The organism is Vibrio sp. Y176, from assembly GCF_033438945.1.
In genome coordinates this window covers 175,650-190,205 of record NZ_JAWOQS010000003.1, presented here as the reverse complement: position 1 = coordinate 190,205, position 14,556 = coordinate 175,650, and the positions used below count along the sequence as shown (strand labels likewise).

Genomic DNA, 14,556 nt, shown 5'->3' with positions numbered 1-14,556 from the left:
GATAAGGAATATCCAATGAGCAAAGTAGTGAAATTTGCAGCCCTTCAACTGACGAAAAGCTGGGATCTGGAAGAAAATCTAGCTAAAGCCAAAAAGGCGATTCGTGAAGCAGCACAAAACGGTGCGAACGTGATTCTTCCTCAAGAGCTGTTCGCCGCGCCTTACTTCTGCAAAAAACAAGAAGCGAAGTATTTCGAGCTCGCAGAAGAGACGGCAAATAGCCACCTTATTCAGGAAATGAGCGCACTGGCGAAAGAACTCGGCGTGGTTATTCCTGTCAGCTACTTTGAAAAAGCGGGCAACACGTTTTTTAACTCGCTAGTGATGATAGATGCCGATGGCACGGTACTAGATAACTACCGCAAGTCACACATTCCTGATGGCCCAGGCTACAGCGAAAAGTACTATTTTAGCCCTGGCGATACCGGTTTCAAAGTGTGGCAAACCAAGTTCGGTAAGTTCGGTGCTGGCATTTGCTGGGACCAATGGTTTCCAGAGCTTGCTCGCAGCTTGGCTCTGCACGGCGCGGAAGCGATTTTTTACCCAACTGCAATCGGTTCTGAGCCTCAAGATCCAACGTTGGATTCACGTGACCACTGGCAACGTACAATGCAAGGTCACTCGGCAGCAAACCTCGTTCCAGTCATCGCGTCAAACCGAGTAGGTACTGAGGTCGATGACGGTATCGAGACCACGTTCTACGGTTCTTCTTTTATCACTGACCACACTGGCGCAAAAATTGCCGAAGCACCACGTGAAGGTGAAACCATCATTTACGCAGAAATTGACCTCGCTGCGACAGCGAAAGCGCGTCACGCATGGGGCTTGTTCCGCGACCGTCGTCCAGACCTTTACACCAGCGTTGGAAAACTAGCTGTTTAAAGAGGCGTTAAAATGAAGTTATCGACAACACCAGCGCAAGATGGCTTCTATTTTCCGGCTGAGTTTCAGCCGGTTAGTGAAGTTTGGCTAGCGTGGCCAGAAAGGAAAGACAACTGGCGTGATGACGCATTACCCGCGCAAGAAACCTTTGCCAGAATCGCGAACTTAATCGCGGAAGTGGCCAAGGTGTGCGTGGCGGTATGCTCGCACAACTTTGACCGAGCGCGTCAAATGCTCCATTCAGACGTACGTTTGGTGGAAATCCCATTTAACGATGCGTGGATGCGCGATATTGGACCGACCGTGCTCGTGAATCAGGCGGGCGAGCGCCGTGGGATTAGTTGGCAATTTAACGCGTGGGGCGGCGAATACAACGGGCTTTACGATAACTGGCAACAAGACGATCTTGTGGCTGGTTCGGTGTGCGACATCATCGGTATAGATTATTACCGCGCTCCGTTTGTACTTGAAGGTGGGGCGATTCACACCGATGGTGAAGGCACGCTTTACACCACAGAAGAGTGCTTACTCAGCCCAGGACGTAATCCGCAGTTGAGCAAAGCGCAAATCGAAGAGCAGTTAAAGGCGTACCTCGGTATCGAAAAAGTCATTTGGTTGCCAAATGGTTTATTCAATGACGAAACAGACGGCCATATCGACAACCTGATGCACGTTATCGCACCGGGTAAAGTGGTACTAAGTTGGACCGACGACCCAAGCGATCCGCAATACGCGTTGTCTCGTCAAGCGGAACAAGTACTGAAATCTCAGCACGATGCGAGAGGGCGCGAGATTGAAATTGTCCGTTTGCCATTACCGGGTCCGTTGCATTACAGCGAGCGCGAAGCCAATGGCATTGACGCCAGTTCAGGAATGAGTCGACAAGCTGGCGAACGCCTAAGTGCCTCTTATGCGAACTTTCTTATCGTCAACGAGCATGTGTTCTTGCCGATGCTGGACGAAGAGACCGACGCTATGGCGATCGATATTTTGCAAAACGCGATGCCGGAGTACCAAATCATCGCGATACCGTCGAGAGAGGTTTTACTTGGCGGAGGGAACATTCACTGCATTACGCAGCAGATCCCTGCTTAAACATAAACTCGCCGCTAGCTTAGCGGCGATGATGAGTTGTCAAAAGGAATGACCATGCAACAGATACAAAACCAAACCCTTGTTTCGTTTATGGTAGCGAACCCACAACAGGGCATTGCAGTGACTAATCCGGCGACCGGAGAACTCCTCGGGTACGCACCAGTCTCAACCGAAAACGACATTTTAAATGGCATTGAACGCGCCAGTGTGGCGCAGAAAGAATGGGCGGCACTGCCAGCAAAAATGCGTGCTGGCATGCTCAATCGTTGGTTCCAACTCCTGTTAGAAAACAAAGCCGACCTTGGCCGCTTAATGACGTTAGAGCAAGGTAAGCCGCTGGCTGAAGCTCAAGGTGAAGTGCTTTACGGCGCGAGCTTTATCGAATGGTTTGCTGAAGAAGCGAAACGTACCTACGGTGAGACGATTCCTGCCCCAAGTGCGGACAAGCGTTTGGTGACCATCAAACAGCCAATTGGTGTCGCCTGTGCGATTACACCGTGGAACTTCCCAATTGCGATGATCACGCGCAAAGCAGGGCCAGCTTTAGCGGCCGGTTGTAGCTTTGTCGTAAAACCATCTGAATCTACGCCGCTGTCTGCGTTTGCGGTCGCAGAGCTTGCCTATCAAGCGGGTATCCCTCGCGATGTGCTGCAAGTGGTTCTGGGTGAAAATTCACGTCAGGTAGGCGCTATTTTCACTTCGCATCCGTTGATTCGTAAGTTGTCTTTCACTGGCTCTACCCAAGTTGGTAGTGTGCTGATGCAGCAAAGCGCGGCGGACATTAAACGTACCTCAATGGAGCTCGGTGGCAACGCGCCGTTTATCGTATTCGATGATGCCGACATTGATGCAGCCGTGGCGGGTGCGATGGCGTCGAAGTTCCGTAACGCAGGCCAAACGTGTGTTTGTGCGAACCGTTTCTATGTACACAGCAAAGTGTATGACGAATTCGTTGCTAAGTTTGACGCTGCGGTTCAGCAGCTCAAAGTTGGTAACGGATTGGAAGAGGGGGTCAACATTGGTCCAGTGATCAGCGAGTCAGCGAAGCAAGGCATTCAAGCGTTGATCGATGGTGCTATCGAGCAAGGCGCGAAGCCGGTTTCAGAACTTAAAAAGCTCGATGGTCTATTTATGCAGCCAGTGGTTCTCAAAGACGTTACTCACGACATGAAGATTGTTTCCGAGGAAATCTTTGGCCCTGTCGCGCCAGTGATTCGTTTTGACAGCGACGAACAGCTGATCGAAATGGCGAACGACACCATCTACGGTCTCGCGTCGTACTTCTACAGCCAAAACATTCACCGTGTTTGGAAAATCGCAGAAGCGCTCGAATACGGCATGGTCGGCATTAACGAAGGTATGATCTCTACTGAAGTGGCTCCTTTCGGTGGTGTTAAGCAGTCCGGTATCGGACGTGAAGGAGCAAAACAAGGTATCGATGAATACATGGACGTGAAATATCTCTGCTTTGGCGGCAACTAATTAAGGACAAAACAATGACAAACCAACAACTACACGAAAGAAGAAGCCAAGTTATCGCTCAAGGCATGGGCGCACTGTACCCACTTTACGTCGAGAAAGCAGAAAACGCTTACGTATGGGATATCGAAGGCAACAAATACATCGACTTTGCAGCGGGTATCGCGGTGACTAACACCGGGCATTCTCACAAGCGCATTAGCGAAGCGGTAAAAGCTCAGTTGGATAACTTTTCGCACACCTGCGCGATGGTTACGCCGTACGCGTCATTCGTTGAGCTGGCTGAAAAGCTGACAGAACTTGCACCAGGTGAGACTAAGAAGAAAGCGATCTTTCTTACTACTGGCGCCGAGGCGGTCGAAAATGCCGTAAAAGTGGCACGCGCTCATACAGGCCGTAGCGGCGTGATAGCGTTTAAAGGCGGCTTTCATGGTCGCACAAACATGACTATGGGGTTAACTGGTAAAGTTGCGCCGTACAAAGCGGGCTTTGGTCCTTTCCCGAACGAAATCTACCACGCGCCGTACCCAAATGCGTTTCACGGCATCAGCGTTGAGCAAAGTTTACAAGCGATCGACGATCTATTTGCTTGTGATATTGAACCATCACGTGTTGCGGCGATCATCTTCGAGCCAGTACAAGGTGAGGGCGGCTTCTACAAAGCACCTGAAGCGTTTGCACAAGGCTTGCGTCAACTGTGTGACAAGCACGGTATCATGCTGATTGCGGATGAGATCCAAACGGGTTTTGCCCGTACCGGTAAAATGTTTGCGACGGAGTACCTAGGCATTGAACCCGATCTAATGACAATGGCGAAAGGCATTGCTGGTGGTTTCCCAATCTCAGCTGTTGTTGGTAAAGCGGATGTAATGGACTCCGCACTGCCTGGTGGTTTAGGTGGTACTTATGCAGGCTCGCCACTCGGTTGTGTTGCTGGTCTTGAAGTGCTGAAAATCATCGAAGAAGAAGATTTGTGTGCTAAAGCGATGGGCATCGGTGAAGTGGTCAATGCACGTATGACCAAACTGCAACAATCTGTGCCTGCTATTGGTGAAATCCGTACTACGGGTGCGATGATGGCGATTGAATTTACTGACCCAGAATCAGGTAAGCCGCTACAAGAGATGACCAAATCGGTGATTTCTAAAGCGCAAGAAAATGGTCTTATCCTGCTTTCTTGTGGGGTAAAAGCGAACGTGATTCGTCTGTTACCTCCACTGACCATCGAATCTGACGTGCTAAATGAAGGCCTAGATAAGTTGGAAAAAGTGATTCTTGAAGTGGCGTAATTCACGCACTTTTAAATAGCAATAACAAATAAAGGAAGCGGTTGGCATCAATCGTTTCCTTTTTGTTTTTTAGCGTATCTGCTGCCTATCTAAAAAGTATTGCTCAAGATCCAAGTTGTCACTTTTATTACGGATGACTTAACAGTTGGGCTCGTTCTTACTTTTCACTTAGTCGCTACTTTGTTCTCCTCGAATGTGGTTTGGTGCTCACATTCTAAATCCCGACATCTGAAAGCCACTTGAGTCTATAATTTTATTGAGCGTCATTCCTCACTTTTTGGACTATAAAAATGAGATAGTATTCATATCCCACTTAGGTTGCTTGACAGATTAGCAGGACGAACTTTGATAACAAAGAATACAAAGTATGCCATTTTACTCGGCTTAGTTCCCATCGCCATATTTGTAGTGGCCTTTCATTCGATAACCAACTTTTACGTCAACTCGGTAAAAGCGTCGAAAATAGATGCTTACGTAGATTATTTAAATCAAAGGTCTGCCTATTTGGACGGAGCAATAGTGAAGCAGATTGCTCAGTTAGATTTTACTTGTAGTGATAGTGATGTAAGAACTTTACGCGACCCACGTTTTTATAACCGTTACATTCGTTTTATTGCGATGACCACAGAAGGCGGAAAAACGTGTTCCACGGTTGGTAGTGAAGTGTCTCGCCCATCTAGTAGTGAACGATTTCAGATGGATGAAAACTTTTTCGCATCACTTATTTTGCCGCAACAGAATGACCAAATAGAGTGGATGGTCATTTATGATAATGAACACGTTGAAGTCTTCTGGGTACTTGATAACAGTTGGGTTAACGAGGTAATAAAAACGCCTTGCAAAGACTGCCTATTTGTAGAGTTTAAGTATGATGAACCAATATTTGGTGATTTAACGATAAGCCGTGGCAAAGCGAATATTGCAGGAGAAGAAAACGCACTCTCAAAAGAGTTTTTCTTTTCAGGAGAGTCTCAAGCCAACATGCTCATCAAGATATACAGCGGTGAAAAACTTAAAAATTATGCTCAGGAAAGAGTACTTTTGTGGGGCGGTCTTGTAAGTGTGCTTGCAGGTCTTGTGACTGCCTTTGCATACATATCTGGTAAAAGCTTGAGAAAATCCATTACAGGTCTAATTGAAAATGGGATTAGTAATGCAGAATTTATTCCTTACTACCAGGCGATTGTCGATAGTCGCGATGGTAAGACAGTAGGATATGAAGCTCTGATTCGATGGTCGCGACGTGATGGAATGGTGCCACCAAATATGTTTATTGGTGCTGCAGAAGAAAGTGGCCTGATTATTCCGATGACGAATCAGCTTATTCGTAAAATCATACAAGACTTAAGTGACTTACCCGAGCATACGTGGGTCAGTATCAATATTGTTTCCTCCCATTTAGAGTCAGGTGTATTAACGAAGTTGCTGTCGGAGTTAAATTGGCCAATCTCGAATAGAATTCATTTTGAATTGACCGAGAGAATACCAGTAAAAGACACTGAGGCCGCGAAAAAAGAGATTTTGTATTTAACGAATAAAGGCTACAAGTTCAAAATTGACGATTTTGGTACCGGATATGGTGGCTTTTCTTACCTACAAGATTTGGGCATCCGGTGTGTAAAAGTGGATAAGATGTTCATTGATCCAATAGGATCTGACGACCAAAAGTTGAAAGTGCTGGACTCAATTGTGTCTGCAGCGAACAAAGCGGAATGTGAGATGATTGCAGAAGGTGTAGAGAGCCAGGCTCAAGTCGAATACCTGGCTCAGCATGCGATTTACCTTATTCAAGGTTATGTTTACGCTAAACCAGAGCCCCTGACTAACCTTGCAAGCGCTTAACAGCCATAACGTCAAAACGTACCGTTTTAAAGGTGTCAGTTGCCTAGGTTAGCGCTGATTTCTGCTGATGGGGTCACACTTGAGGATTCCTAACACTCTCATTACTTCTAGAGTGTTAGGAATTAACGTTACTTAGGAGGAGAGTGCGGCTCTTTTCGCTTTGATCGACGTAATGAGCTGAGGTAGTAATGACATTACGATCATTCCTAGCATTAAGCTGTATTGCAGAGGAGTGAACGTTTCCCCCAATAGCAGTAGGCCCGAAACAATGCCTGCGACTGGGTTTGCAATACCACCAAAGGTAAAATCTACGACCGACATCCGCTGCAATAACCATACATACATGCCATACCCTAATGCGGTGTTCAGAATAATTACCCACAGTAACCCTAGAATATTCGTCATGGATACGTCCTGAACGACCGTAACATATGGCTCTGGATTGTTTATCGCCAGCACACTTGTTGCGATAGACATAATCACGCCACCCAAAATGAGCTGCCATGTTAGCACTGTCCACCAGTGCATTTTTGTACCTAGTGACTTTGTTACGCTACTTCCTATCACGATGCACATAATGGCGGAGATCATCGCAAGTAAGCCCACGGGTTCGAGAGAAATAGAGCTAGGATCAAATAAGAACCAAGCTAAAGCAATCAAAGTTGCGCCGCTTATTGCTTGAATGCCACTAGGCTGACGTTTGTAGACCGCCCAACCAAACAGCATTGCAAAAACGGGGACCGAAACCATACCAACACCAGAGATGGCAGAAGGAAGCGTCAACGCCATGACAAAAATGAGACCAAAGAAGCAAGCGATGTTGATGGTTCCTAAAACAAGCAGCACCTTCCACTCACTTCTTTTTGGAAACGAGGGCTTTATTGCCAGCAACAAAAGACCCGCAGGCAGTGCCCTTAGAGCGCCAAGTAAAACGGGAGGCCAGTCCGGTAGAGTAAACTGAGTAACAGCGTAAGTCGTCCCCCAAAAAAAGGCAGGAATCATCGCAAGTAAAATGTTCATGTTAAATATCTTTATGTAGAGATAATTAAATGTAACGATATCGGCAAGGTGGCTTTTTGTAAAGTATCTTTATGTTAAAATAAAAAATATATGATGTTTGGAGAGAAATAATGGATGCAATTGATAGAGTGGTAGAGCAGTGGGCTAGGGAGAAGCCAGACCTCGACACTGAACCGATGGCAATAATGGGTCGACTAATGCGAATTGCAAAACACATGGAATCTAGGGTCGCCGAGCTACATAAGAAGTACGACCTGAAAATGGGTGAATTTGATGTGTTAGCGACACTGCGTCGAGCTGGTTCACCATATTGTCTTACTCCCTCAGCGTTAATAGAGTCGATGATGCTCACTTCGGGTGCGATGACTAATCGCTTAGATAAACTTGAGAAGAAAGGGTTTATTACCAGAACCCATAGTAAAGAAGACCGACGTAGCGTCACCGTTGAACTAACAGAGCAAGGCTTAACCTTAATTGACAAGCTAATTTTGGAGCATGTAGACGTTCAGCAATCGTTATTGCATGGTTTAGAAGGCAATGAAAAAGAGCAGGTTAACCAGGCGTTAAAATTGCTATTGCCACAATTTGAGTGAGAACGCAGAAGGAGGTAGGGGATATGAAAAGCAAAGAACTAGAACAATACTTAAGTACCTTCATGTGTGCAGAAAGCGATTTCCCATTTGGGCCTGAAGCGCTTGTTTACAAAATCAAAGGCAAGATGTTTGCCATCATTGCAGAGAGAAACGGTCGGGAGTATGTCAGCGTAAAAGTAAAACCAGAAGATGGAGAAGTCTTAACGTCGCAGTTTACGGACATTATCCCAGGTTATCACTTAAATAAGCGTCATTGGATAACGGTTTATTTTAACGGTGATGTCGAGGATGGGTTGATTCAAGACTTGTGTGAACGCTCTTATGCTCTTGTCGTTGCCAAGCTGCCGAAAGCACAACGAGCGTTGCTTGGTGAGTAATCGGCAACGCACTGGCCTCTGTTGTTTTGTCGCTCGTTGCTCGTAGCCTTTACGGAAAAATTCGCACCTTTTTCATCCTCGGGCTATATAAGAATAAGAAGGTGGAAAAGGGGAATGATATGCGAGCATTATCTGAATGGCTAAAAGAATACGGGGAGAGTCACCAAAACCCTATCAACCAAAAGATTCACACAATCGCAGTTCCAGGTATTTACCTTTCTGTGGTTGGACTTATTTGGTCGATTCCCCAGATTTCATTATTAGGCTTCGAACTTAATTGGGTTTGGGTAGCGGTGATCCCCACTTGGGTTTTCTATTTTCGTTTGTCTCTGAGTGTATTCATGATGATGATCGGCTACACATTAGCGTGCATTGGCCTTATTTGGTCGCTAGAGGTATTGATGTTGCCCGTTCTGCATATTTCTATGCTCTTGTTTGGCGTATTGTGGATATTGCAATTTATCGGTCACAAGATTGAAGGTAAAAAACCGTCGTTTTTTGAGGATTTACAGTTTCTACTCATCGGCCCGATTTGGGTGTTCAGAAAACACTAGCGATAAGCAAAATCAGGCATCATCCGAATTACACAAGACATATAACGTTCAGAGATTTTGTAGCTCTTACTACAGAATACCTCTCCTTCTTATTGCCACGACAAGCATTCACTTTAGATACGCACTATGATTAAAGAGGTGCCAACGCACTTTACGCTATCGAGATACTTAAACTTACGGCAAGTTTACTTTAGGGGGATGAATGTACGACCGACAATATAAATATGCCTATTGGAGAGAAGAGCGTAAAAAAGGCAAATGGCACTATATATTAAAGTCCTTCTTTATGATTTGTTGTGCATTACTGCTTGGTAAAGTCATCGGTTTGTTCATTTTTGGAGAGCTGCATTCTTTAAGCGACATTTGGGAACAACTCCCTGCGGATGTTTTTATTATGATGCTCGTGGGCTTCCCAATTAGTGTCCTTGGTTGGTACCACGAAGAGTCAAAGTTTTTCCGGGCACTGCGACGCAAAGAAAAGCGGTTAAAAGGCAATCAAAACAAACCGAAATAGAGTAACCTTTGTCTCTGTTTGGATTGCCACTTACCTATCTGATCGATTCTATCCCTTCCAGTCGTTTAGCGTTTAGTTACGTGTTGCAAAAAGCCTTCTTAATACAACAGCCCCCAGTGTTGTGGAAATTGGTACTGTAAGAAACATTAAAAAACGAAGTTGAGCATTAGCGTATAAAGGCTCGCACTGTCATCCTTTGGGGCTGATGAAAACGCGCCAGAGCTATTATTGTAGGCGTTGAACCTTTGCCATTCTGCGTTCAGGGAAACGTTGTAATCTAGGTCGTATCTCAACCCGAGTAAGAAACTGTCTCCACTTTTTTTATCCCGATTATTAAACTGCTGACCGTAAACAATATAAGGAGTCAGCTTGTTTACATTATAACTTGTTGTCGCGTACCAAGATGAGGAAAGATTGCTGGTCTGTCCTTCTGCCATAATCACAATGTTATCGAGCTCGTATCTTAACCCTAGAGAAAACAGATCGATCGTGTTGTTTTTTTCTGTTTCAACTAGACGGTCAATGATTGTGGTTCCGCCACCGGGAGTGGATTGCTCAATGTTAGAGAGCGTCGTTGTTTGATCATAATCGCCGTGGAGGTAGGAAAAATTCCAACGATAACTCTCTCCGCTTAGCGTTAAGTTCATCCCTGCAGTGTTGTTTGACTCAATTTCCAATTCAGTACGTTCATTGATGGTTACGTCACTATTGTCTTTAAACCCGACAAACGGCATGGCGGTAAGTACGACTTGCTCATTGAGGTCATGAATCCAGCGTGCAGATAGGCCGTTATAAGCCGTGATACCTAGAATGCTGTCATATACTTCATTCGGTGGGCGGGCTTGGGTAAAAGCGTGGCCGACATAGTTGTACTCAGACATCAAAAACAGTGGCAGTCTTAAGCGTCCTCCTCGTATTTCTATGTCTTTATAGGTATAAGCCAAATACGCCCACTCGAGCTGAGGCGAGCTCCAATGGTCTTGCGGGCGCTTTACGACTTGTGCGGATGCCCGAAATGCCTTGTGAAAATAATCGAGCTGCATGCCGAAAGTGGTATCGCAATCGAAACAAGATTCATCGCCAATAAAGCGGTTAACTAGTACCGTAGTTGGGTTATCGGATTTTGCCCACGACGTAGAGCCAAAACCACTTAAAGAAAGTTGTTCTGTTAGCTCAATCGTGGCTGAGCTCGGAAAGGTCGCGATACTCAGCGATAACATGGTTAAATATTTTTTCATATCAATTCTCCGAGCTAACCACACATAAAACATGAGCATTACTAGGGACGCTCGATGTTGGGGCATAACCAATTCTATTCGGCTTCTCTTGCATCCATGCTATGAGGTCATCAATGCTGGAGCGTGCAATCACTTTTGGCGGTCTAGCTTTACCTGAAAAAGACAAGCTTGCCCAATGCGCGTTCATTTGCGCTAAATTTTTGTTGAGAAGATAACGATAGAACTCAGCTCTTTCTGCTGATGTCGCAGGCCAGTCAGAGAGTTCAATTCGCTGGCCTTGTAAAAGTTGCGTCTTCCCTCTGTACAACTTTCGCGCTTTATTGACAGTGAGCGGAGAGAATTCGTCATTAAATGAGAAAACGGCGTAGCTCTCTGCAGCGAGAGCTTGGCAATTTAATGAAAGAAGGGCAATCAGAATGAACAGATAGCGTTTTATGTAACGCAAAGGAAAAGCAACGCGAGAATGATTTCTACTCATAGAATCCACCTACATTGCTTGTTCAATTTGATACAACAGTTTTTCTTTGCGCACAGGCTTTGGTACGTAGGCATCCATTCCTGAATCAAAGCAGCGTTGAATATCATCATCAACGACGCTTGCTGTTAATGCGATAATGGGCGTCTTAGCTAATCCTTTACTCGCTTCATAAGCTCTAATTTGCCTAGAAGCTTCAAACCCATCCATTATGGGCATCATGCAATCCATCAAAATAACATCAAACTTTCCATCTTTTTGGAACATTTCGACTGCAATTTGTCCGTTTTCTGCGACTTCGAATTGATAGCCTGCTTTAGATAGCAATAGAGAAGCCACTTTCTGGTTCACTCTATTATCTTCGACAAGCAAGATGCGTTCGGAGCGAATAGGCGTTACCGTTGCTTCTGGTTGCTCAGAACTTGCAGGTAGTTCATGAGTTTTATCGGGGGTGGTGTTCTCTTGGTGTGGTTCAGCAGGCGTCGTGTTGGAAACACGTAACCCAATTGCCTTATCTAACTTCTCTTTAAGCAACCCTGCTTTAAACGGTTTGGGCACATAGTCATCCATTCCAACGTCAAAGCATTTTTGTATATCGTCATCGACCACACTTGCCGTTAGAGCAATAATCGGAATTCTGAAAGCGCGTTTTTCTTTTACTTCTATTTGACGAATTATTTGGGTGGCTTCAAATCCATCCATTACGGGCATCATGCAGTCCATTAAAATTAGGCTGTATTGATTCTGTTGAAATTTCTCAACCGCTTCTTGTCCGTTTACAGCGACATCAAAGTCGAAGCCAGCTTTTGTGACGTGTAGCCCCGCGATTTTTTGATTGACCGTATTGTCATCAACAACCAAAATTTTCGGCAGAGATTTAACATGTTGCGCTGAAGTGCTCTCTTGTTGTGCGTGCGAGAAATTTGCCGCACAACTTTCAAGTGCTTTAATTAAGCGCTGCCCTAGTAGTGGCTGAGTGACCAAGGCGCTGATACTGTTTCTAAAGTCGAATTGTGGGCTATGAAGGTGCTTGATGAGGCAGACACGAATGTTTCGTTTACAAAGGCTTTCTATCTCATCGATATGCATCGCCGCTGCATTTGGTGATGCTTCTACATGAATAACGATAACGCGCTCGTTATCAATCCACGTTGGCAACGCACTTAAGGTATCTACTGACTGCGTTATATTGATGTTGAAAAAACTTAACTCGTTACGCAGTTTTTGTTCTAGTTGAGTACTGCTGCATACAATCCATATATCGTTGTGATTCAGAGCGTGATAAGCGTTAAACTCTTGCGTCACAACAGGAGCAGTTAGTTCAAAGAAGAAGCGACTGCCTTTACCTTTCTCGGATTCAAGTTGAATTTCTCCACCCATTAGCTCAACTAATTGCGTGCTAATGGCAAGCCCAAGTCCAGTTCCCCCAAATTGTCGGGTAGTAGAGTTATCCTCTTGGGCAAATGGAGCAAATATTTTCTTTTGCTGCTGGGCATCAATACCAATCCCAGAATCTTTAACGGAAAACTCGATGACCGCTTCACCATTTTTAATTTCGCGGGTGATGACCGATAGCTCTACACTGCCTTGTTCGGTAAATTTTACCGCGTTAGACATGAAGTTCATGACAACTTGGCGTATACGATGGTCATCCAACATTACGTGGTAAGGCGTGTTACGGCTAATGTTGACTTGCACATCGATGCCTTTTTCCTTTGCTTTCGGTGAAATGATAGAAGCAATGTCATAGATAGACTCTCGAACACAAGTTGAATGTGGGCTAATGAGCAACATCCCAGATTCAATTTTTGAGAAGTCTAGAACGTCATTAATTAAACTCAAAAGCAGTTGGGAGGAGGTTTCAATCGTGTCGACGTAATCGCGTTGTGTGGCAGTCAGGGAAGTATCGGATAAGACTTCAGAGATACCAATAACGCCATTTAGCGGCGTGCGGATCTCGTGGGACATGTTGGCCAAAAAGCTACTTTTGGCTTTACTCGCCTTAATTGCATCATCTTTTGCTTGTTCTGCATCTTCTTTAGCTTGTGTGAGCTTTAGTCTGGACAACATCCGCTCATCACTAAGCTTTTTTACCTCTCGAGCAAACTTACTCAGCTCGTCTTTACCCTTTATTAGTTGAGCAAGAGGTGAATTTTCAGTGTTACTTTGTTCATTGCTTTCGTTACTGAGAAATTTGAGGACTAGATTCAAGTTTCCAGTAACTTTTCGCACCAATCTTAGCGTTAAACTTACGACCAACAGCGTTAAAAGGCTCATCATTGCGATAAAGGTAAAGCGGTGCTGTGTCGTCGTGTTGATTGTCTTTGATATATCATCACTCAGCTGTTGTTCCATTTTGTCGTCAACACTTTGTAATAACGATAAGCGTTTGTTGAGTGCAGATAACCCCGCATCAATCTCATCCGGGGTTAATGATTTGAGTTGAGCTGGTTGCAATAAATAAGCACGAAACTCTTGGCTTTTGATAAAGACTTCACCCGTAAACGTCTCAATGAGCAGATCTACTTGTTGTTGATTGGCATTTAGCGTCACAAAACGCTCTAGAAATAGTTGTTGGTTCTGGATTAAAGATTGGATAGAAGCCTGTGTTGTGAGGTCATACTCGTTATTTTCCTCTGAAGATCGAATCAAATATTCGCTTAATCTATGCTCTTCAGTAGACCAAAACATCAACCATTCAAGTTGCATCAAAGAAGAAAGGTGAGTGTTTGTTTCATAACTCACATTTCTAAAATAGACTTTGTCTAAGCTCATGAGGATTTCTTTGAACGTATCAGCTCGCCACTCTGCCGCATCTAACTTTTCTTCTTGATTTTGCGAAGAGAGCATCGAGAGGGTTGCTTCCTCAAAGCTTGTCAACTGGTTTAGTATCTCAGCGTTTTCACCGAATACTGGTGCAGCGGTGTCGCGTAACAATTGAGATATCTGCTGAGTTTTTAGTTGCTTATCTATTACATCAGGGTTATTCGGTAGGTGATAAAGCGAAGATACGCGGTCTATGTAGACAGAGAATAACTGTGCTTTTTGTAGTTCCTGAGCCTGGATAGAAAGGCTTTGTACATGTTTACCCGCGAGGACAAGCAACAATAAAATTGGCAGCAAAACCAACCCAAATAGCTTTTGTTTTACCGACAGGTTGTTCCAAGAAAAGATTCCTACCACGCGCATTTCCATATC

13 protein-coding genes are annotated in these 14,556 nt (G+C 44.9%); 9 read left to right on the top strand and 4 right to left on the bottom strand.

Annotated features, from left to right (window positions below):
- Positions 1-15 precede the first annotated feature (15 nt).
- The 5 genes from aguB to R7O13_RS09165 all read left to right on the top strand — a co-directional run bounded on the left by aguB (position 16) and on the right by R7O13_RS09165 (position 6,587).
- Positions 16-882 (top strand): N-carbamoylputrescine amidase, encoded by an 867-nt coding sequence (aguB, locus tag R7O13_RS09185; RefSeq protein ID WP_005485617.1) that lies wholly within the window; start codon positions 16-18, stop codon positions 880-882.
- A 12-nt stretch (positions 883-894) separates the two neighbouring features.
- On the top strand, positions 895-1,977 hold the full coding sequence (gene aguA / locus R7O13_RS09180; protein WP_262634177.1) for an agmatine deiminase: 1,083 nt from the start codon (positions 895-897) through the stop codon (positions 1,975-1,977).
- A gap of 54 nt (positions 1,978-2,031) precedes the next feature.
- Positions 2,032-3,459 (top strand): NAD-dependent succinate-semialdehyde dehydrogenase, encoded by a 1,428-nt coding sequence (locus tag R7O13_RS09175; protein ID WP_262634176.1) that lies wholly within the window; start codon positions 2,032-2,034, stop codon positions 3,457-3,459.
- Between the two features lie 14 nt (positions 3,460-3,473).
- On the top strand, positions 3,474-4,745 hold the full coding sequence (gabT, locus tag R7O13_RS09170; protein ID WP_206957281.1) for a 4-aminobutyrate--2-oxoglutarate transaminase: 1,272 nt from the start codon (positions 3,474-3,476) through the stop codon (positions 4,743-4,745).
- Positions 4,746-5,090: 345 nt separating this feature from the next.
- A complete protein-coding gene (locus tag R7O13_RS09165; RefSeq protein WP_225495599.1) occupies positions 5,091-6,587 on the top strand; it encodes an EAL domain-containing protein in 1,497 nt (498 codons plus the stop codon).
- A gap of 132 nt (positions 6,588-6,719) precedes the next feature.
- Here R7O13_RS09165 and R7O13_RS09160 read toward each other — a convergent pair whose 3' ends face one another.
- Complete coding sequence (locus R7O13_RS09160) at positions 6,720-7,607, bottom strand: DMT family transporter (RefSeq protein ID WP_042522534.1); 888 nt, start codon at positions 7,605-7,607, stop codon at positions 6,720-6,722.
- Between the two features lie 110 nt (positions 7,608-7,717).
- Between R7O13_RS09160 and R7O13_RS09155 the strand changes: the two genes are divergently transcribed.
- The 4 genes from R7O13_RS09155 (at position 7,718) to R7O13_RS09140 (ending at position 9,645) form a co-directional block, all read left to right on the top strand.
- The gene (locus R7O13_RS09155) at positions 7,718-8,200 is read left to right on the top strand and encodes a MarR family winged helix-turn-helix transcriptional regulator (RefSeq protein WP_017633984.1); all 483 of its coding nucleotides are present in this window, start codon (positions 7,718-7,720) and stop codon (positions 8,198-8,200) included.
- Positions 8,201-8,223: 23 nt separating this feature from the next.
- Positions 8,224-8,577 carry an MmcQ/YjbR family DNA-binding protein gene (locus R7O13_RS09150; protein ID WP_017633985.1) on the top strand — a complete coding sequence of 118 codons (354 nt, stop codon included), beginning with the start codon at positions 8,224-8,226 and terminating at the stop codon, positions 8,575-8,577.
- Between the two features lie 119 nt (positions 8,578-8,696).
- Entirely contained in the window at positions 8,697-9,131 is a 435-nt protein-coding gene (locus R7O13_RS09145) for a DUF962 domain-containing protein (protein WP_005377800.1), read from the top strand.
- A 202-nt stretch (positions 9,132-9,333) separates the two neighbouring features.
- Positions 9,334-9,645, top strand: a complete 312-nt coding sequence (locus R7O13_RS09140; protein WP_005377799.1) for a hypothetical protein — start codon at positions 9,334-9,336, stop codon at positions 9,643-9,645.
- A gap of 146 nt (positions 9,646-9,791) precedes the next feature.
- On the opposite strand, the gene R7O13_RS09135 is transcribed toward R7O13_RS09140, so the two are convergent.
- Genes R7O13_RS09135 through R7O13_RS09125 form a run of 3 tightly spaced genes read right to left on the bottom strand, consistent with a single transcriptional unit; the run spans position 9,792 to position 14,547 of the window.
- Positions 9,792-10,883 carry a sulfate ABC transporter permease gene (locus R7O13_RS09135; protein ID WP_213866570.1) on the bottom strand — a complete coding sequence of 364 codons (1,092 nt, stop codon included), beginning with the start codon at positions 10,881-10,883 and terminating at the stop codon, positions 9,792-9,794.
- Position 10,884: 1 nt separating this feature from the next.
- The gene (locus tag R7O13_RS09130; RefSeq protein WP_138939931.1) at positions 10,885-11,361 is read right to left on the bottom strand and encodes a hypothetical protein; all 477 of its coding nucleotides are present in this window, start codon (positions 11,359-11,361) and stop codon (positions 10,885-10,887) included.
- 9 nt (positions 11,362-11,370) lie between these two features.
- Positions 11,371-14,547 (bottom strand): response regulator, encoded by a 3,177-nt coding sequence (locus tag R7O13_RS09125; RefSeq protein ID WP_080276910.1) that lies wholly within the window; start codon positions 14,545-14,547, stop codon positions 11,371-11,373.
- Positions 14,548-14,556 lie beyond the last annotated feature (9 nt).

Excerpts from the sequence above, each read along its gene's own strand:
- R7O13_RS09125 (WP_080276910.1), bottom strand. The coding sequence starts at position 14,547 with ATGCGCGTGGTAGGAATCTTTTCTTGGAACAACCTGTCGGTAAAACAA.
- R7O13_RS09155 (WP_017633984.1), top strand. The coding sequence starts at position 7,718 with ATGGATGCAATTGATAGAGTGGTAGAGCAGTGGGCTAGGGAGAAGCCA.
- R7O13_RS09160 (WP_042522534.1), bottom strand. The coding sequence starts at position 7,607 with ATGAACATTTTACTTGCGATGATTCCTGCCTTTTTTTGGGGGACGACT.
- gabT (WP_206957281.1), top strand. The coding sequence starts at position 3,474 with ATGACAAACCAACAACTACACGAAAGAAGAAGCCAAGTTATCGCTCAA.
- R7O13_RS09175 (WP_262634176.1), top strand. The coding sequence starts at position 2,032 with ATGCAACAGATACAAAACCAAACCCTTGTTTCGTTTATGGTAGCGAAC.
- R7O13_RS09140 (WP_005377799.1), top strand. The coding sequence starts at position 9,334 with ATGTACGACCGACAATATAAATATGCCTATTGGAGAGAAGAGCGTAAA.
- R7O13_RS09145 (WP_005377800.1), top strand. The coding sequence starts at position 8,697 with ATGCGAGCATTATCTGAATGGCTAAAAGAATACGGGGAGAGTCACCAA.
- aguB (WP_005485617.1), top strand. The coding sequence starts at position 16 with ATGAGCAAAGTAGTGAAATTTGCAGCCCTTCAACTGACGAAAAGCTGG.
- aguA (WP_262634177.1), top strand. The coding sequence starts at position 895 with ATGAAGTTATCGACAACACCAGCGCAAGATGGCTTCTATTTTCCGGCT.
- R7O13_RS09135 (WP_213866570.1), bottom strand. The coding sequence starts at position 10,883 with ATGAAAAAATATTTAACCATGTTATCGCTGAGTATCGCGACCTTTCCG.
- R7O13_RS09150 (WP_017633985.1), top strand. The coding sequence starts at position 8,224 with ATGAAAAGCAAAGAACTAGAACAATACTTAAGTACCTTCATGTGTGCA.
- R7O13_RS09130 (WP_138939931.1), bottom strand. The coding sequence starts at position 11,361 with ATGAGTAGAAATCATTCTCGCGTTGCTTTTCCTTTGCGTTACATAAAA.